This window comes from Streptomyces sp. NPDC023723 (assembly GCF_040639815.1).
Taxonomy (GTDB): domain Bacteria; phylum Actinomycetota; class Actinomycetes; order Streptomycetales; family Streptomycetaceae; genus Streptomyces.
The window spans coordinates 1-17863 of sequence record NZ_JBFAAP010000091.1 but is presented as its reverse complement, the minus strand read 5'-3'; the positions used below and the strand labels follow the sequence as shown (position 1 = coordinate 17863).

The following is a 17863-nucleotide window of genomic DNA, read 5'->3' as shown; positions in this document are numbered from 1 at the left end:
CGACGGAGGTACCGCGCCGGCGGCCGGGCGGGCCGACGGTCGCGCGGCGTCGGCGGACTCGGGCGTGGTCCCGGCCGAGGCCGCCGGGGATCACGTCGTCACATCGCTCACCGGCGGTCGTGCCGTGCCCGCCGTCCCGCCCGCGGAGTACCGGCGGCTGCTCGCTCCCGATGCCGCCGACCGCCGGGCGGCGGCTCTGCTGCGCCACCCCGATCTGCTCGCCCCCGTCGCCGGCCTGCACCGCGCGCGGCTGCTGTCCCGCCTGTCCACGGGCTCGGCACCGGCCGCCTGAGCGGCGGCGGACCGGCCCGCCGCCGACCGCGGTCGCCTGCGCCGTGCGGGAGCCACGTCCCGCGCCGCCGTGGTGCGGTCAGGCGGCCGGGGTCAGGACCGGCCGGGCCGGGGCCTCGACGGTGTCGGCGCGTACCGGCACCGGCACGGGCCCGCGCCGCCCGCGCAGCAGGTGGCCCGCGCCGATCGCGGCGGCGATGAGGAGACCGCCCGTCACCAGGGCGCCCCGCGCGCCGGCCAGCTCCATCAGCAGGCCGAGCGCCGGCGGACCGCCGAGGCTCCACACCGTGCCGACGCTGCTCCACACACCGAGCACCCGGCCCCGCAGGCGGGCGGGCGGGTCGGTCTGGAGGACCGCCGTGGCGGCCGTGTCGGAGACCGACTCCACCACCGCCATCGGCAGCACCATGACCAGCAGCACGGCCATCGACGGCGCCACTCCCGCCACCATCTGGAGCAGTCCGCCGGCCGCCGCCAGCGCGCCCACCAGCCGCACCGAGGGCCGCCGCAGCCGGGCACCCAGCACCGCGCCGACGATGCCGCCGGCCGCGAGCACGGTGGAGACCGTGCCGAACGACCCGGCGCCGCCCGCGAGCGGCCCGGTGACCAGCACGGCCAGGGTGAGCTGGTAGTTCCGCCCGAAGACCGCGCTGATCCCGGTGACACCGGCCAGCGCCAGCAGCCGGGGCCGCCGGGCGAAGAAGGCCAGCCCCTCGCGCACGCTCAGGCCGGGCCCGGCGGCAGGGCGCCGGGACGGCTTCCCGCCCGCTCCGGCCCGCGCCGCCGCCCCGCGCACCGGACGCAGGAACGGGATGACGGAGGCCACGAACACGAACGACACCCCGTTGGCCGCGTAGGCCGCGGCCGTGCCCAGGAAGCCGACGGCGACCCCGGCCAGCGCGGCACCGGTGAGCCGGCCCGCCTGGTGCACCAGGGCGCCCACCCCGATCGCGGAGGGCAGGTCCGCGGCCGGGACCAGGTCGTTGCCCAGCAGGGCGCAGGCCGGACCGTCGACGGTGGCGATGACACCGGTCACGGCGGCCAGCACCATCAGCGACGTCATGTCGAGCCGGTCCAGGGCCACCAGGACGGCCGTGGTGAAGGCGATGGAGCCGAGCAGCGCCTGGCTGACGGCGGCCGTCACCCGGCGCGGCCAGCGGTCGACGGCGGCACCGCCGAAGACGCTGATCAGCAGGGCGGGCGCGGCCTGCACGGACATGGACAGGCCGGTCGCGGCGGCGGACCCGGTGATCTGGAGGACCAGCAGGTTCTGCACCGTGAGCTGCATCCACGTACCGGCGTTCGACACGAAGTTCGCGAGCGACCACCAGCGCATGCCGCGGTGGCGCAGGGCCCGCCACGGGGAACGGGACGGGGGCGGGGAAGAAGCGGAGGAAGGCACGTTGCGTCACTCGGGAAGGCCGGGCGGGACCCGGTGGGGGAGGGGGACCGGAGCGAGGTCGCCGGCTTCGCTGCGCGGTCGGTGCTCCACAAGGCCGGAGTACGGCGCCGACCATGGTGGCAGAGGAGGACGGTCGGTCGGTGCCGGAGCGGCCCGCCGGGTTGCTGTGCGTTCCGGCAACCCGGCGGGCCCGCCCGGCACTTGGCCCGGTGAGTGTGGTTGATCACAGGCGGCCGGCCGTTGGGGGCGGGAGGGCCGGACGCCTCCGCTGACTCCTGTGCCGCGTGGGGCGCGGCAGGCGTCGGAGCATGGAGACGACTCGGTGGGGCACTCGGGGCCCGGTCGTCAGCGCTGCGCGGAGGAAGGAAGGTCTCCTCATGATGCCGATGGCGGCGTTCGCCACGAAGACCGAGGCCCGGGCCCCCTGGGACCGCGCCCTGGTGACCGGGGGTGCGGGGTTCCTCGGCGCACACCTGTGCACCCGGCTGCTGGATTCGGGTGCCGAGGTCGACTGCCTGGACGATCTCTCGACCGGCCGGGCCGAGAAGGTGGCCCACCTCGCGGGCCGCTCCGGGTTCCGGTTCCTGGAACGGGACGTCGCGGACCCCGGACTGCCGGACGCCCTCGCCGGACCCTACGACCTGGTCCTGCACCTGGCCGGCCCCGGCTGCCCGGCGGCCTGGCCGGACCGGCCGCTGGACCTGCTGGACGCCACGAGCGCGGGCACCCGCGCCGCACTGGCCGTCGCCGCCCGGGACGGCGCCCGGTTCCTGCTGGCCTCCGCGCCACCGGCCCCGGGCCCCGGCCCCGACGACCCCTTCTCGGCGCACGGCGCGTACGCCGAGGCGGTCCGGTTCGCCGAGGCCCTGGTCGCCGCGCGGGCGGGCGTCCCCGGCTCGAACGCCGGCATCGTGCGGCTGTTCACCGCGTGCGGGCCCGGAATGCGCACGGACGGCGGCGGAGTGCCGGGCACCTTCCTCGGCCAGGCCCTGGCGGGCCGCCCGGTCACCGTCGCCGGGGACGGCAGCCGCAGGCACTCGCTGTGCTACGTCGACGACATGGTCGACGGCATCCTGCTGGTCGCGGCCGGCCGGTCGGTACGGCCGGTGGACCTCGGCGGCGACGAGGCGCCCACGGAACGCGAGATCGCCCGCCGGATCATCGAGCTGACCGGCTCGGACGCGCCCCTGACCTGCACCGGCGGGCCGCCCGACGGCCCCGCGCAGCCCCGCCCGGTGACCGGCTTCGCCCGGGAGATCTTCGGCTGGATGCCCGGCGTGACCTGGCAGGAGGGCCTCGCGCGCACCGTCGCCGCCCACACCGAACGGCCCGAACCGGTGCCGGCCACCGCGGTGCGCGGCGGCGAGCGGCGGTGGGCGTGAGGCGCCGGCCGCCCGTACGACAACCCCCTCGGCAGCGTCCGCCGCACCCCGAACGACGGCCCCTCCCAAGGCGCCCGCACCACACCGCGGGCCTTCGCGGACGTTCCGCACTCCGCCGCAGGCCCGCTGATCACCGCGTCCTCCGGCCCGCGGAGCAACTGCCCTTCCGTTACGCGCATCCGTAAGACATCACGTCACCAGTTTTGCGTGTTGACACGACTTAAGTTGGGGATATTGTCGACGCAACCACATCCGTAACACACCGGAGTCATCCGTGGAACGCGTCGTTCACATCACCCGCCCCGCTCAGCCGGAAGCCGTCGCGCCGAACGGGACCGGGGACCGGCGCGTCGCGGCCCTCCTGGACCGGGCCGGTGTCCCGGCCCCGGCCCTGCGGCGCGGGGCCGCGCGGGTCCTCGCCGACAACTGGACGGGTGCCTCCACCGTCCCCTCCCGCACCCTCTATCCGCACCAGTGGAGCTGGGACTCGGCGTTCGTCGCCATCGGGCTGCGCCACCTCCGCGCCGACCGCGCCCAGCGCGAACTGGAGTCGCTGCTGGCCGCGCAGTGGGCGGACGGCCGTATCCCGCACATCGTGTTCAACCCGGCCGTGCCCGAGGACGCCTACTTCCCCAGCCCGGACTTCTGGCGCTCCTCCCGGGCCGGCCGGCCGGCCGGTGCCCCCGCCGCCCCGGAGACCTCGGGCATCGTCCAGCCCCCGGTGCACGCCCTGGCCGCCTGGCTGGTGCACGTGGCGGACCCGGCCGAGTCGCACCGCCGCGGTTTCCTCGCCCACGCCTACCCGCGGCTCACCGCCTGGCACGACTACCTGCTCACCCGCCGCGACCTCGGCGGCGGCGGACTCGCGGCGGTCGTCCACCCCTGGGAGCCCGGCACCGACAACAGCCCCTGCTGGGACCGCGCCCTGGCCCGGGTCGAGCCTGCCCCGCCGGGCACCTTCCGGCGCGCCGACCTCGCCCACGGCCACCCCCACGACCGGCCCACCGACCTCGACTACGGCCGCTACGTCCGCCTCGCGGCCGACTACCGCGAGGCCGGCTACGACGACCGCGCCGCCCGGCCCGCCTTCGCCGTCGAGGACCCCTGCTTCAACGCCCTGCTGGCCGTCGGCGAACACGCCCTCGCCGCCATGGCCCGCGCCCTCGGCCGCGCCGACGCCCCGCACACCGCCCGCGCCGCCGCCCTCACCCGGAACCTGGTCGCCCGGCTCTGGGACGCCGGGGCCGGCCTCTTCCGGGTCCGCGACCTCGGCACCGACACCCTGGTCGACGAGCGCGCCGTCACCGGCCTGGTCCCGCTGCTCGTCCCGGACCTGCCGGCCGACGTGACCGGCGCCCTGCGCCGCACCCTGACCGGACCGGGCTTCGCCGCCCCCGCCACCCGGCTGGTCCCCAGCTACGACCTCACCGGCCCGGCCTTCGACCCGCAGCGCTACTGGCGCGGCCCCGCCTGGTTCAACACGGCCTGGCTGATCCACCGGGGACTGCGCACCCACGGCCTGGACGCGGACGCCGCACGCCTGCGGCGGGGTTTCCTCACCGAGGCCGGCCGGTCCCGGTTCGCCGAGTACGTCGATCCGGTCACCGGCGCGGCCCGCGGCGCCCGGCACTTCTCCTGGACCGCCGCCCTCACCCTCGACCTGCTGAGCACCTCGCCGCGCTGACCCGGCCGGTCAGTGCCGCCCGAGCTTGGCCAGCACCCCGCCCGCCGTGGAGGCCGGGCCCGCCGTCGCCGTCACCGAGCGGTGCACCAGGTGGGCGTCGCGCCGCAGGTCCTTCGCGGCGTGCCGGCCGCGCCACAGCAGCGAGGGGGCGGCACCGGTGTCGTCGGCCGCGATCAGCAGCCCGCCCAGCATGGAGAGGTTCTTGAAGAAGTGGATGCGCTGCTGGGCGCGGGCGGACGGATCGTCCTCCTCCCAGAAGCGGTGACCCGCCAGCGTGGTGGGGACCAGCGTCGCGGCCAGGGCCAGCGCCGCCAGCCGGGGACAGCGGCCCAGCCCCAGCATGATGCCGCCCGCCACCTGGACCGCCCCGTTGATCCGCACCAGTTGCTCGGTGCCGTCCGGCAGCGCGCTCACCCGGTCCGCCACCGGACGCACCACGGGTTCGGCCGCCGGGGCGACGTCTTTCGGGCTGCGCAGGGAGTGCAGGCCGCCGGTGACGAACATCGAGGCCAGCATCGGCCGGCCGGCCAGGCGCAGAAGGCTCATGGTGTGCTCCAGACGTGAGGTGCTCCTGTGGCCGTCGCCGGGTTCCCCGCCCGGTCCGCACCAATCGGCGCCCGGCACCGACGGAACAACAACCTCGTGCACGGATCTTGACCCGGTCCGGAGCGGCCACTTAGCGTTCCCGCACTGATACGTGATTGAAACGTTTCAGACCTTAGAACGAGTCGAGGGACGCACCATGCACGAACTCAACGGGCCGCGCTCCGCAATGCCGCGCCGCCGTGTCCTCGCCGCCGGTCTCGGCACCGGTGTCGCCGCCGCCGTGGGCGCCGCCGTCGGAGCCCCCGCCGCCTCCGCGCAGTCACCGAGCGGCGCGGCCGCGAGCACCCGGTCCGCGTCCGCCGGCCAGGCCCCCGGCGCCGCCTGGTTCGCCGAGCCGCCGCGGTCGGTGCGCCCCAAGTTCCGCTGGTGGTGGCCGGACGGTCTGGTCGACACCGACGAGATCGCCCGGGAGATCGACCAGATCGCCGACGCCGGCTTCGGCGGTGTGGAGATCTCCGCCGTCCACCACAGCGTCACCGACAAGTCGGTGCTGGACACCGCCCACCACGGGTGGGGGAGCAGACCCTGGCGGGACGGTGTGGAGGCGGCCCTGCGCCGGGCCGTGCGGCGCGGCCTCACCGTCGACATCACGCTCGGCCCGAGCTGGCCGACCGCCGTCCCCGGCGTCACCCCCGACGACCCGGCCGCCGTCCAGGAACTCGCCCACGGCCGCGCCTCGGTGCCGGCCGGCACCACCTACCGGGGCCCGGTCCCGGCGCCCGTGCACGAGGCGGCCTCCGGCGTCACGAAGCAGACCCTCGTCGCCGTCCAGGCCGCCCGGGTGAACCCGGCCAACTCCACCCGCAAGGAGACCGGCCTCGACCTCGCCTCCGTCCAGGACCTCACCGCCACCGTCACCGACTCCGCCTTGACCTGGACGGCGCCCGCCGACGGCGAGTACGTGCTGATCTCCTACTGGCGGCGCGGCTCGGGCCAGCAGCCCGAGTCCGGCCCGCACTCCGCGCCCGCCGCCCTCGTCGTCGACCACTTCAGCGCGGCCGGCACCCGGGCGGTCACCGAGTACTGGGAGCGGAACCTCCTCACCCCCGCCCTGCGCAAGCTGCTGAAGGCGGCGGGCGGCGCCTTCTTCGAGGACTCGGTCGAACTGGAGACCGACGGCCTGGTCTGGACGCCCGAGCTGCCCGAGGCGTTCGAGGAGCAGCACGGCCGCCCGCTGCTGCCGTACCTGCCCGCCCTCGTCCTGGACGACAGCAACCAGGTGTTCGCCTTCGAGGCCCAGCAGACCCGGCAGATCCGGCACGACTTCTGGGAGACCGTCTCCCACCTCTTCAACCGCCACCACGTCACCGCCCTGCGCGACTGGGCGCACTCCCTCGGCATGCGGCTGCGCGCCCAGCCCTACGGCCTGCAGACCGACGCCATCGCCACCGCGACGATCCTCGACATCGCCGAGGGCGAGTCGCTCGGCTTCAAGAACCTCGACGACTACCGCTGCCTGGCCGGCGGCCGCGACCTGGCCGGCCACACCGTGCTCTCCTGCGAGGCGGGCGCCTACAACGGGTCGGCGTACAGCACCACCTGGGACCGGTTCCTGCGCACGATGGGCGGCGCCTACGCGGCCGGTGTCAACCAGACCGTCGTGCACGGCTTCTCCTACGCCACCGTCCCCGGCGCCGCCTGGCCCGGCTTCGCCGCTTTCAGCCCCTACAACGGCGCCCCCGGCTACGGCGAGTCCTGGGGCCCGCGCCAGCCCACCTGGGACCACCTGCCGGACATCGCCGGCTACCTGGGCCGGGTGCACCGCGTCCTGCAGTCCGGTGTCACCCGGGCCGACGTCGCCGTCTTCCGGCAGACCGGCTACACCGCCACCGGCATCGGCGCCTCCTGGTTCACCGCCACCGGCGTCCCGCTCGGCTGGACCCACCAGTTCCTCAGCGGCCCGCTCCTCGACCTGCCCGCCGCCACCGTCAAGGACGGCCGGCTCGCCCCCGACGGCCCCGCCTACAAGGCGCTCTTCGTCGAGGGCGACTTCTTCTACTCCTCCACCCCCACGCTGGCCCTCGCCGACGCCCGCAAGCTGCTCGCGCTGGCCGGGAAGGGGCTGCCGGTCGTGCTGCTCGGCGCCTTCGACCAGGCACTGACCCCGGGCGTCCCGGCCGACGGCGAGACGGAGCGGCTGCGCGACGTCCTCGCCCGGCTGCTCGCCCTGCCGCACGTCGCCCAGGTCACCGACAAGGCCGCCGTCGGCGACGCCCTCACCGGCCTCGGTGTCACCCCCGACGTGCGCCACGCCGTCTCCTCCACGCTCCTGAACGCCCACCGGGTCACGGACGACGCGGACTTCTACTACCTCGTCAACGGCAAGCACGCCGAGACCGTGAAGCCCGCGGTGGCCGCCATCGACCACGACGTGACCCTGCGCCGCACCCTGCGCGCCGGCACCGTGCCGTACCTGCTGGACCCGTGGACCGGCGAGGCCGTCCGGCTGGCCCGGTACACCGAGGACGGCGACGAGGTCACCGTCCGCGTCACCCTCCAGCCCGGCCAGGCCACCATCGTCGCGCTGGGCCGCCCGGGACTGTTCGGGGACCGCGCCGGCAACCGCCCGTACGCCGTGGCCACGGACGCGGACGAGGCGCTGTTCACCACCAAGGGCCTGGCCGTGCGCACCACCGCGGCGGGCACCTACACCACCCGGCTGTCGCGGGGCCGCGCGGTCACCACCGTGGTCCGAGAGGTGCCCGCGCCGATCACGCCCGCGGCCTGGACCCTGGAGGTCGAGGACCGGCTCCCCGGCGCCACCGCGACCCGCACCGAGACCGTGCGCCGCACGGTGCGACTGGACACGCTGCTGCCCTGGTCGCAGATCCCCGAACTGGCCGACTCGGCCGGCGTCGGCCGCTACCGCACCACGGTCACGCTGCCCGCCGACTGGGACGCCTCGCACGGCGCCCATCTGGAACTCGGGCAGGTCAGCGACACCTTCCGGGTCACCGTCAACGGCACCCGGACGGCCCCGGTGGACCGCCTGCACCCCGTCGCCGACCTCGGCCCGTACCTGAAGCGCGGCCGCAACACCCTGGAGATCGAGGTCGCCACCCCGCTCATCAACCGCCTGAGGGTGGCCCGCCCGGACGTGTTCGGCACCTCCGCCCGGCAGGACTACGGCCTGGTCGGACCGGTCCGCCTGGTGCCGTACGTCCAGACGGTGGTGGGCTGACGGTCACCGGCCCGGCGGGAGAGCGGCCCCTTCCATGGGCGCCGCTCTCCCGCCGGTTCCGGCTCCCCGGCGGGGGCGGGTGACCGTCCGCCGACGGCTGAAGGGCAAGGGTTGTGGGAGCGCTCCCAACGGGGCACCATACAGCGGTGACCTCGACTGCCACCGCCACCGTACGCCCGTACCGTCCCGAGGACGCCGCGGCCCTGGACGACATCTGCGTCCGCACCGGACACAACGGCCAGGACAGCCGTCCGCACTACACCGACCCCGGTGTCCTGCCCGCGACCTTCGCCGCCCCGTACGCCCACCTGGAGCCCGGCCTGACCTTCGTGCTGGACGACGGGGCGGGCCACGCCGTCGGCTACGTCCTCGGCACCGCCGACACCCCGCGCTTCGCCGCCGACTTCCGCACCCGGTGGCTGCCCGCGGTGGCCGGCCGCTACCCGGCGCCCGCGGGCACCCCCGGCTCCCCGGACGAGGTGATCGCCCAGCTGCTGCACCGCCCCGAGCGGATGGTCGTGCCCGAACTGGCCGCCTACCCGGCCCACCTGCACATCGACCTGCTGCCCGAGTGGCAGGGCCGCGGCCACGGGCGGGCCCTGATGCACACGTTCCTGCGGGCGCTGCGGGAACAGGGGGTGCCCGCCGTCCACTTGGTGATGGCGACGGCCAACACCCCGGCCCGGGCCTTCTACGACCGGCTGGGCTTCCACGCGATCGACGTGCCCTCGTTCGGGGCGGACACCGCGGCGCTCGGGCGCGGCACGGACGCGGACCCGAAAACCTCCGGATGACTTCGAACGGTCAGCCCAGGGCCAGCTGATAGACGTTGAACGCCCGTTTGATGACCGGCTGGGCGACGTTGCGCACCCGCACCCCGCCCGCCGTCATCCCGTGCTCCGAGCCCATGTGCGCGTGCCCGTGCACCGCGAGGTCGGCGCCCGCCGTGTCGATGGCCTCGGCCAGCAGGTAGCTGCCGAGGAACGGGTAGATCTCCAGCGGCTCGCCGGCCAGCGTGTCGGCGACGGGGGAGAAGTGGGTCAGCGCGATCCGCGCCGCGCACTCCTGGCCGTCCAGGTCCTTCAGCGCGGCACACAGGGCGTCCGCGCTGCGCCGGGTGGTGCGGACGAACTCCTTCATCACCGGCTCGCCGAACTCCCCGGCGCTGCGCCCGACGAACCCCCCGCCGAACCCTTTCGTCCCGGCGACCCCGACCCGGGTACCCGCGCAGTCGACCACCGCGCCCTCGCCCTCCAGGACCGTCACCCCGGCCGTCCGGAGGATCTCGGTCACCTTCTCGGGCTGCTCGTCGTGGTGGTCGTGGTTGCCGAGCACGGCCACCACCGGCACCGGCAGGTCCCTGACCTCGCGGGCCACCACGTCCATCTCCTCCGGCGTGCCGTGCCGGGTCAGGTCGCCGGCGAGCAGCAGCAGATCGGCACAGTCGGGCAGGGTCTCGAAGGCGGGCCGCAGCAGCCCCTGGCTGTCCAGGCCCATGTGGATGTCTCCGACGGCGGCGACACGGATCATCACAGCTCCTCGGCACGGTCGGGGCCGGCGGTCTCGGCCACCACGATGTCGCTGTGCACGGTCAGCCCGGCCAGCTCCTCCTCGACCACCCGCAGCAGGGTCGCGCGGCACTGGGCGGAGGGCACCGTCCCGGTGACCACCACCGCCCCGGCCCGGACCTCGGCCCGTACGCCCAGCTCGCCCAGTTCCTCGGCGGCCAGCCGGTCGTGCAGGTGGGCGACCCGGTACTCGACGTTCTCCGCGTTCATCGGCGCTCCTCCTCCGCGGGGGTGGCGGGGATGATCTCCAGCCGCTCCAGGACGTAGAAGAAGGCGGCGGGCATCGGGTCGGCCCCGCAGTCGTGGCGCAGCCGCGCCCAGTCGATCTTCTCCCGCAGGGTGCGGGCGATCGGCAGTACGGCACCGAAGTCGCAGTGGTGTTCGGAGAAGGCCGCCAGCAGACCGCGCAGCAGGTCGGTCGGGGACAGTACCGGCATGAGCACCGAGTCGACCGACAGTCCCTCGGCCCGGTCCAGCAGCTCGGCGCCGACGGGTTCGTGCCCGAGCGCGTGGATCAGGTCGACCTGCTGGCCGAGACAGTCGGCCTTCAGCAGCCAGTCCTCGGGCGGCGTGTACACGGACACGCCGGCCGCCCGCAGCGCCTCGGCGACCGCGTCGGCGTCCTCGGGCCGGATGCAGAAGTCGACGTCGTGCTGGAGGTTCTGGACGCCGCCGTGCGCGTAGACGGCGACACTGCCGGCGAGGGCGAACGGCAGCCCGGTCTTCTTCAGCAGCGCCCCGACCTGCTTGGCGGCCTGGAGGATCGCCTGGTTGCGGTCGAGGGGGAGGTCCGTCTCCGCCGGTGGCGGAGCGCCCGGGACGGGCACCGTCTCGCCCGCCACGCGCAGTTCGGACACGCCGGCGCGCTGGTCGAGAGCGTGATCGTCGGCGGGCTGCGTCATCGCTGTCCCCTTTCCGGACCGGGCCGTTCCGCGGCCGCCGAGGGGAGAGGTCCCCCCGGGCCGCGAGCTGCCGTTCGGGTACCCGGCGGACCACCGTCGACACGGGGCGGTACGGGCGCCCGGCCCCGGGGCACCCGGACGGCATGAACGGCGACGAGTACCGCACCGTCGAGCGGCTGGTGGCGGCGTGGCTGGCGGAGACCGAACGGCACGACCCCGCCGCGGCCCGCGCGGCCCGGGCCGGCTGGGAGCGGGGCGCGCTGTCCGGCCGGTCCGCGCAGGACCTGGCCACCTGGGTCACCGCCCGCGTCACCGACACCGGCTTCCACGAGGACGAGGGCCCGTACATCGCCGGTGCGGAACGCATCACCCCGGCGGACAAGGAGACGGTGCACGGCTGGCTGCGGGCACGTGGCCACGCGGTCTGAGCCGGAGTCGCCCGGCCGCCCGGCCCGATCCGGTGTCCGGGCGCCCTCAGCGGGCCGGCGGGCGCCACTCGAACATCAGCAGCGTCGCGTCGTCCCGCAGCCGGTCCGCCTGCGCGTCCAGGATCGAGTGGATCAGGCGGCGCAGCGTCTCCGGTGCCAGCTCCCCGCCCGCCGTCGCCCGGATGACATAGTCCGCGAACCGTTCCAGGCCCATCAGCTTGGCCTCCCGGGTCCGGGCCTCGGTGATCCCGTCGGTGTACATCAGCACCCGGTCACCGGGCTCCAGCGGCATCTCGTGGATCTGCCGCGGCTTGACGGCCAGCTGGGACGGCAGCCCCATCGGCGGGTCGGGCTCCCGCTCCAGAGCGTCCATCAGCAGCCGGTCGTCGCGGATCAGCAGCGGCGCCGGGTGCCCGCAGTTGCTCCACCGCAGCAGCCCGGTGGCCAGGTCCAGCTGGGCGATGACGGCGGTGCAGTACTTCTCCGGCAGCCACCGGGCGATCGCCTCGTCGGCGGACCGCACCAGTTCGGGCAGGTCGGCGCCGGTGCGCCGGGCGTTGCGGCAGGCGGCCAGCGACACGGCGCTGGTCAGACCGGAGGCCAGGTCGTGCCCCATGGCGTCGAGGACCGCGACGTGCAGGGTGGTCTCGGTCAGCGAGTGGTCGAAGGCGTCGCCGCCGATCTCGTAGGCCGGTTCCAGCACGGCGGTCGACACCACCGTGCCGTCGCCGATGGTGCGCGGCGGCAGGAAGGCGCGCAGCATCTCGGAGGGGAGCTGCATCCGTTCGGTGCGGGTACGCCGGACGAAGGAGTCCTCGAAGGCGCGCTTCGACGTGATCATCATGGCCAGCAGCGAGGCGAGCGCCCGGGCCCGGGTGAGCGTCCCGGCGGTGAGCGCGGGGTGGTTGACGGCGAGCACCCCGAGCCGCTCGGCGCCGTCCAGCAGCGGCAGCCACGCGGTGATCCCGCCCGTCTCCGCCTCCTCCACCCGCAGCGACTGGGTCCGGTACGCCCAGCCGGCCAGCGAATCGTCGACCGGCAGCGAGGTGGCCACGTCGGTGTGCGGGACGAGGTGCCGCTGCTGGAGGTCGACGAGGTAGACCACGGCGTGCTGGAGCCCCAGGGCCTTGGCACAGCGGGCCACCGCGGTGGGCAGGTCCATCGTCAGATGCCCCGGGTCGGCGAGGAACTCGTGCAGCCGCGCGTCCTGCGGCTCTGACGTCGACACCTCGTCCTCCCTGGCCGTCCGGAGCAGTGGGCCCGCCGTGCCGGATGGGGCACGTTGCGCGCCAGTCTGGCACCGGGGGCCGGGCGCCGCCCGTCGGGCCCGGCCGGACGCATCGGCCGCGCCGGACCGGGCCCGCGGGGTGCCGGGAGGACAGCCGAGCCGAGGAGCAGCGCCGCGCCGGCCGAGTACGGGCGTTCCCGCACCCTGCCCGCCGACGGACACCGCCGTGCTGCCGCGGGCCCGGCCCGAACGGCTGCGGCTCGAACGGGGCACCCGCGACGAGGGTGCCTACCCGGGCCGGTTCCAGGTCGCCGGCGTCGAGGGCGGCACCAGCGAGGTGACGGTCCGCCTGTCCTTCTTCGACGACCGCCGCGCCCCGGGGCGGGACGCGGTGGCCGCCGCCCTCGACAGCAGCCTGCGGCGGGTCGCGCCCGGCGGGCCGCCCCGTCCCCGGGCCGGCCCGCCGGCACCGGTCAGCAGTCCGGCACCCCGGCGATCTTCTCGCCGCCGCGCAGGTACAGGTTGCTGACCCAGGCGATGTCGCTGCCGGCGTACTCCTGGACCGCCGTCCACCAGCTGTTGCCGCCGACCGCCGGGTCCTCGACGTACTGGCCCTGGGTCTGGCAGACCGCGTCCAGCCAGTACCGGGAGCGGACGGCGAGCACGGTGGACGAGGTGTCCGGCCGGGCGCGCAGGTTGACGTCGGTGGCCCAGATGTAGACGTCGGTGAGGGCCGGGTCGCCGTCGGCGGGCGCGGCCTGGGCGGTCGTGGCGAGTGCTCCGACGGCCAGTGCGGCGGTGGCCAGCGCGGTGGCGGAGCGGCGCATCAGTGACTTCATGGTGTTTCCCCCGGGTAGGTGTGTGGTCCGTGCGGTGTCAGCAGGTCGCCGAGGCGGGCAGGTCGCCGTACGCGTCGCCCTTGAGGTAGACGGCGCTCACGTAGCCCTCCAGGAGCTGCACCCAGACGTCGTTGGTGTAGCCGTTGTCGGTGATGGTCTCGCCGTGCGTCCAGCAGTAGGCGCCGCGCGGCTGCCCGGCCGCGACGGACCCGACCTTCTCGTAGGACCGGGCGGGTCCGGAGCGGACGTTGACGGTCTCGTAGGGCTCGACCGCGTACGGCGCGGCCGGTACCCGGGCGTCCTGCTGCCCGGCGTCGGCGGCGGTCACGGCCGCCGTGGCGGCGGTGGTGGTGGCGGTGAGCGGCGCGAGCAGGATCAGCGTCCCGGCCGTGAGGAGCGCGGCCCTGGCGAAGGGACGAGTCGGCATGTGTTTCCCCCTGTGCTCAAGTGCGGTCGGTCACTCAGCACTGTAGGGAGCCCGGGACGCCAGGTGTCCCTGAGAAAAGTCAGGGCATCCAGCGGCCACGAACGGACTCGGCCCCCTGACGGACGGACCGCACCCTCACGACCGCTCGCCCTCGTGCCCCGGGGCGTCGATCATGTCCCGCCGACCCGTGCTCTCCTTCTCGTCCAGCCGGACCAGGGCCGGATGGTGCAGGTCGAAGGCGGGTGACTCGGAGCGGACGCGGGGCAGCGCGTGGAAGTTGTGCCGGGGCGGCGGGCAGGACGTCGCCCACTCCAGCGAACGCCCGTACCCCCAGGGGTCGTCCACCCCGACCGGCGTGCCGTGCGTCGTCGTGCGCCACACGTTGTACAGGAACGGCAGCGTGGACAGCCCCAGCAGGAACGCGCCGATGGAGGAGACGGTGTTCAGCGCGGTGAAACCGTCGGCGGCCAGATAGTCGGCGTACCGGCGCGGCATGCCCTCGGCGCCCAGCCAGTGCTGCACCAGGAACGTGGTGTGGAAGCCCACGAACAGCGTCCAGAAGTGCACCTTCTCGATGCGCGGGTCGAGCATCTTGCCGGTCATCTTCGGCCACCAGAAGCTGAACCCGCCGAACATCGCGAAGACGATCGTGCCGAACAGCACGTAGTGGAAGTGGGCCACCACGAAGTAGCTGTCGGTGACGTGGAAGTCCAGCGGGGGAGAGGCGAGCAGCACGCCCGTCAGCCCGCCGAAGAGGAACGTCACGAGGAAGCCGGCCGCCCACAGCATCGGCGGCTCGAACGACAGCGAACCCCGCCACATCGTGCCGATCCAGTTGAAGAACTTCACCCCGGTCGGCACCGCGATCAGGAAGCTCATGAAGGAGAAGAACGGCAGCAGCACCGCACCGGTCGCGAACATGTGGTGCGCCCACACCACCACCGACAGCCCGGTGATCGCGATGGTCGCGCCGACCAGCCCCGCGTAACCGAAGATCGGCTTGCGGGCGAACACCGGGATGATGTCGCTGACCACCCCGAAGAACGGCAGCGCCAGGATGTACACCTCCGGGTGGCCGAAGAACCAGAACAGGTGCTGCCACAGCAGCGCGCCCCCGTTGGCCGGGTCGAAGACCCGCGCCCCGAACCGCCGGTCCGCCTCCAGCACCAGCAGCGCCGCCGCCAGCACCGGGAAGGCCAGCAGCACCAGCACCGAGGTGAGCAGCACGTTCCAGGTGAAGATCGGCATCCGGAACATCGTCATCCCCGGCGCCCGCATGCAGACGATCGTGGTGATGAAGTTGACCGCGCCGAGGATCGTGCCGAACCCGGACAGCCCCAGCCCCATGATCCACAGATCACCGCCCACGTACGGGGTGTGCTCCGCCCCGCTCAGCGGCGTGTACGCCGTCCACCCGAAGTCGGCGGCGCCCTGCGGGGTCAGGAAACTGGCCAGCACGATCAGCCCGCCGAAGGCGAACAGCCAGTACGAGAACATGTTCAGCCGCGGGAAGGCGACATCGGGCGAACCGATCTGGAGCGGCATCACCGCGTTGGCGAACCCGGCGAAGGTCGGCGTCGCGAACAGCAGCAGCATGATCGCGCCGTGCATGGTGAACGTCTGGTTGTACTGCTCGGTGGAGAGCAACTGCATCCCGGGCCGGGCCAGCTCCGCCCGCAGCACCATCGCCAGCGCGCCCGCGATCAGGAAGAAGCCGAACGAGGTGATCAGGTAGAGATGGCCGATCTTCTTGTGATCGGTGGTGGTCAGCCAGGAAATGACCACCCGGCCGCCGCCGCGGGGCACTGCCGCCCGCACCGGAGCGAGCGGTTCCGTCTGTGTCGCCATCAGCTTCCTCGGGTCGGACCCATCGGTACCCCTGCGGTATTCCGACAACGCGTCAGACGTCCACGCGGGTGGGGCCGGATGGCTGATCGTTTTCTCCCCACCGGGTGGGCGCCGGCCCGGCCCCGACCGGGCCGTTCACCCGAATGGCCCCCGCACGGTAGGGATGTGGCCGGACTCGGTGTCTCCTGGAGAGTGACAGCGGCGTCCAACCTGGGAGGCCGATATGTACGAGATGTGCGTAGGCCCGGAAAAGCCGGGCGGAGCCCTGGTGTGGCATGTGATGGCCAAGAAGGCCGCGGCGACGTTGTGCGGGCAGCAACTGCGCGCACGCATCGCGGCGGCCGACGGCGAGCGGGCACGGCACTGCCCGGACTGCATGGCCTCGTTCGAGAAACTCATGGCCACCACGCCATGCTGACCGACCGTCGGCGCCGGCACCCGGCGCGCGGGGCCATGTGCCCGGTGATCCCCGCGTGTCCAGGATGCCCACACCGTTCGTGAGCCGGCCCCGCCGCACACCCCCGCGGCGGGGCCGGCGCACGTCCGCCCCCCTGTTGTCCGATTGTCGGCTGGCCGCATGGTCACAGGGCTGCGCTGCTCCGGTGATCTTCGGCCGGGCGGACCGTCGCGGCCACTTCGCCGGGCGCGGCAGCCGATTGACTGACCGGGCGGCGGCCCCGCCCCCCTCGTCTTCGTGCCACCGTGAGGAGAGTTGTACGTGTCGCAGACCACCGGGCCGTCCCCGGTAAGCGGGTTCCCACGACTGGACTGGGTCGACGAGGCGCTGCTGCCCGCCCTGCGCGAGGCGGTGCGGACGCTGCCCGCCGCGGAGCGCCGGGTGGCCGCCTACCACCGCGGCTGGTGCGAGGCCGACGGCGCGCCGCGCGCGGCGGTGGCCGGCGGGGGCAAGGCGGTGCGTCCGGCGCTGACCCTGCTGTCCGCGCTGGCGATGGGGGCCGCCCCCGCCGTCGCGGTGCCCGGCGCGGTCGCCGTCGAGCTGGTGCACGACTTCACGCTCCTGCACGACGACGTCATCGATGGCGACGCGCTGCGCCGCCACCGCCCCGCCGCCTGGTCGCTGTTCGGCACCCCGGCCGCCGTGCTCACCGGGGACGCGCTGCTCGTCACGGCCCTGCGCGCGCTGGCCGACGTACCGCCGGGCCAGGCCGCCGCGGCGGTCCAGGAACTGGTCGGCACCCTGCTGGAACTGGTGGAGGGCCAGAGCCGCGACGTCGCCTTCGAGAAGGCGCCCGAAGTGACGGTCGCCGACTACCTGGCCATGGCGGCCGGCAAGACGGGCGCGCTGATGGGCTGCGCCTGCGCGCTCGGCGGGATGCTGGCCGGCGCGGACCCCGCCAGGGTCGGCGGGCTGCGCGAGTTCGGACGCGGGCTCGGCGTCGCCTTCCAGTGCGCCGACGACATCCTGGGCATCTGGGGCCGCAGCGCGCGCAGCGGCAAACCGGTCGGCGCCGACCTGGCCGCCGGCAAGAAGACCCTGCCGGTGGTGGCCGCGCTCGCCGCCCCCGGTCCGGCGGCGGCCCGGCTGCGCGACCTGTACCGCGCCCCGCGGCCGCTGCGGGCGGCCGACATCGACCTGGCCCGCCACCTGATCGAGGAGGCCGGCGGCCGGCAGGCGGCCGAGGACGAGGCCCGGCGCCAGCGGTCGGCCGCGCTGCACGCCCTCTCCCGCACCCGGCCGGCCCCGGCCGCGTGCCGACAGCTGCACGACATCGCCCGCGCGACGACCCACCGCGAGTCCTGATCCGAGGGTCCGACTGAGGGCCCGATCGACGGCCCGATCGACGGCCCTTTCTCGGCGGGTTCTCCGACCCGGAGCACCCGGAGCACCCGGACGGCCGAGTGTCCCGTCCCGGGGGCCGGGAAGCCGGGGGGCGTACCCGGGCGTGCGTCCTCCCGCGCCCGGGTACGGCAGGCGGGCCGCGGCCGGCATCCCCGAGTCGGCCGCGGCTCCCCTCGCGCGGGCCGATGCCGTAGTGGTGGTGGTAGAGCCCGTCCACGTCACCGAGGCGGAGGTTGACGGGCCTGGCCTCGTTGTTCCAGTAGCGGGCGATGTCCT

General features: G+C 74.7%; 17 protein-coding genes and 2 pseudogenes. 9 read left to right on the top strand and 10 right to left on the bottom strand.

The window, feature by feature from the left end; translation table 11 throughout:
• Positions 1–292 (top strand): annotated as a pseudogene (locus AB0G32_RS39105) (hypothetical protein); the annotation flags it as partial.
• 78 nt (positions 293–370) lie between these two features.
• On the opposite strand, the gene AB0G32_RS39100 reads toward AB0G32_RS39105, so the two are convergent.
• Positions 371–1693: an MFS transporter gene (locus AB0G32_RS39100; protein ID WP_361175363.1), complete on the bottom strand. Its 1323-nt coding sequence runs from the start codon at positions 1691–1693 to the stop codon at positions 371–373.
• A gap of 377 nt (positions 1694–2070) precedes the next feature.
• Here AB0G32_RS39100 and AB0G32_RS39095 point away from each other — a divergent pair, with 377 nt between their 5' ends.
• The gene (locus AB0G32_RS39095) at positions 2071–3075 is read left to right on the top strand and encodes an NAD-dependent epimerase/dehydratase family protein (protein ID WP_361175360.1); all 1005 of its coding nucleotides are present in this window, start codon (positions 2071–2073) and stop codon (positions 3073–3075) included.
• 361 nt (positions 3076–3436) lie between these two features.
• Positions 3437–4759: a hypothetical protein gene (locus tag AB0G32_RS39090; RefSeq protein WP_361175366.1), complete on the top strand. Its 1323-nt coding sequence runs from the start codon at positions 3437–3439 to the stop codon at positions 4757–4759.
• A 9-nt stretch (positions 4760–4768) separates the two neighbouring features.
• Here AB0G32_RS39090 and AB0G32_RS39085 read toward each other — a convergent pair whose 3' ends face one another.
• The gene (locus AB0G32_RS39085) at positions 4769–5305 is read right to left on the bottom strand and encodes a DoxX family protein (RefSeq protein ID WP_361175357.1); all 537 of its coding nucleotides are present in this window, start codon (positions 5303–5305) and stop codon (positions 4769–4771) included.
• 196 nt (positions 5306–5501) lie between these two features.
• Between AB0G32_RS39085 and AB0G32_RS39080 the strand changes: the two genes are divergently transcribed.
• Together AB0G32_RS39080 and AB0G32_RS39075 are read left to right on the top strand one after the other, a co-directional pair.
• The gene (locus tag AB0G32_RS39080; RefSeq protein WP_361175354.1) at positions 5502–8546 is read left to right on the top strand and encodes a glycosyl hydrolase; all 3045 of its coding nucleotides are present in this window, start codon (positions 5502–5504) and stop codon (positions 8544–8546) included.
• A 146-nt stretch (positions 8547–8692) separates the two neighbouring features.
• The gene (locus AB0G32_RS39075; RefSeq protein WP_361175351.1) at positions 8693–9340 is read left to right on the top strand and encodes a GNAT family N-acetyltransferase; all 648 of its coding nucleotides are present in this window, start codon (positions 8693–8695) and stop codon (positions 9338–9340) included.
• Positions 9341–9350: 10 nt separating this feature from the next.
• Here AB0G32_RS39075 and AB0G32_RS39070 read toward each other — a convergent pair whose 3' ends face one another.
• The 3 genes from AB0G32_RS39070 to AB0G32_RS39060 are packed head-to-tail and all read right to left on the bottom strand — an operon-like array spanning position 9351 to position 11016.
• Entirely contained in the window at positions 9351–10076 is a 726-nt protein-coding gene (locus AB0G32_RS39070) for a metallophosphoesterase (RefSeq protein WP_361175348.1), read from the bottom strand.
• Positions 10076–10324 carry a BON domain-containing protein gene (locus AB0G32_RS39065; protein ID WP_361175345.1) on the bottom strand — a complete coding sequence of 83 codons (249 nt, stop codon included), beginning with the start codon at positions 10322–10324 and terminating at the stop codon, positions 10076–10078. The genes AB0G32_RS39070 and AB0G32_RS39065 overlap by 1 nt, the downstream gene beginning before the upstream one ends.
• The gene (locus AB0G32_RS39060) at positions 10321–11016 is read right to left on the bottom strand and encodes a nucleotidyltransferase family protein (protein ID WP_361175342.1); all 696 of its coding nucleotides are present in this window, start codon (positions 11014–11016) and stop codon (positions 10321–10323) included. The genes AB0G32_RS39065 and AB0G32_RS39060 overlap by 4 nt, the downstream gene beginning before the upstream one ends.
• A gap of 143 nt (positions 11017–11159) precedes the next feature.
• Between AB0G32_RS39060 and AB0G32_RS39055 the strand changes: the two genes are divergently transcribed.
• Entirely contained in the window at positions 11160–11444 is a 285-nt protein-coding gene (locus tag AB0G32_RS39055; RefSeq protein ID WP_361175339.1) for a hypothetical protein, read from the top strand.
• A 46-nt stretch (positions 11445–11490) separates the two neighbouring features.
• Here AB0G32_RS39055 and AB0G32_RS39050 read toward each other — a convergent pair whose 3' ends face one another.
• Complete coding sequence (locus AB0G32_RS39050) at positions 11491–12672, bottom strand: SpoIIE family protein phosphatase (protein ID WP_361175336.1); 1182 nt, start codon at positions 12670–12672, stop codon at positions 11491–11493.
• Between the two features lie 226 nt (positions 12673–12898).
• Between AB0G32_RS39050 and AB0G32_RS39045 the strand changes: the two genes are divergently transcribed.
• Positions 12899–13201, top strand: a complete 303-nt coding sequence (locus tag AB0G32_RS39045; protein ID WP_361175333.1) for a hypothetical protein — start codon at positions 12899–12901, stop codon at positions 13199–13201.
• Here the strand turns inward: AB0G32_RS39045 and AB0G32_RS39040 are convergent.
• From AB0G32_RS39040 to ctaD, 3 genes are all read right to left on the bottom strand, one after another.
• The gene (locus AB0G32_RS39040; protein WP_361175330.1) at positions 13146–13511 is read right to left on the bottom strand and encodes a peptidase M23; all 366 of its coding nucleotides are present in this window, start codon (positions 13509–13511) and stop codon (positions 13146–13148) included. The genes AB0G32_RS39045 and AB0G32_RS39040 overlap by 56 nt on opposite strands.
• Before the next feature lie 37 nt (positions 13512–13548).
• Positions 13549–13938, bottom strand: a complete 390-nt coding sequence (locus tag AB0G32_RS39035) for an SH3 domain-containing protein (RefSeq protein WP_361175327.1) — start codon at positions 13936–13938, stop codon at positions 13549–13551.
• A 135-nt stretch (positions 13939–14073) separates the two neighbouring features.
• Positions 14074–15786: a cytochrome c oxidase subunit I gene (ctaD, locus tag AB0G32_RS39030; RefSeq protein ID WP_361175324.1), complete on the bottom strand. Its 1713-nt coding sequence runs from the start codon at positions 15784–15786 to the stop codon at positions 14074–14076.
• Between the two features lie 223 nt (positions 15787–16009).
• Here ctaD and AB0G32_RS39025 point away from each other — a divergent pair, with 223 nt between their 5' ends.
• Entirely contained in the window at positions 16010–16204 is a 195-nt protein-coding gene (locus tag AB0G32_RS39025) for a hypothetical protein (protein ID WP_361175321.1), read from the top strand.
• 300 nt (positions 16205–16504) lie between these two features.
• The gene (locus tag AB0G32_RS39020) at positions 16505–17548 is read left to right on the top strand and encodes a polyprenyl synthetase family protein (protein ID WP_361175318.1); all 1044 of its coding nucleotides are present in this window, start codon (positions 16505–16507) and stop codon (positions 17546–17548) included.
• 220 nt (positions 17549–17768) lie between these two features.
• Here AB0G32_RS39020 and AB0G32_RS39015 read toward each other — a convergent pair.
• A pseudogene (locus AB0G32_RS39015) lies at positions 17769–17863 on the bottom strand (SAM-dependent methyltransferase); the annotation flags it as partial.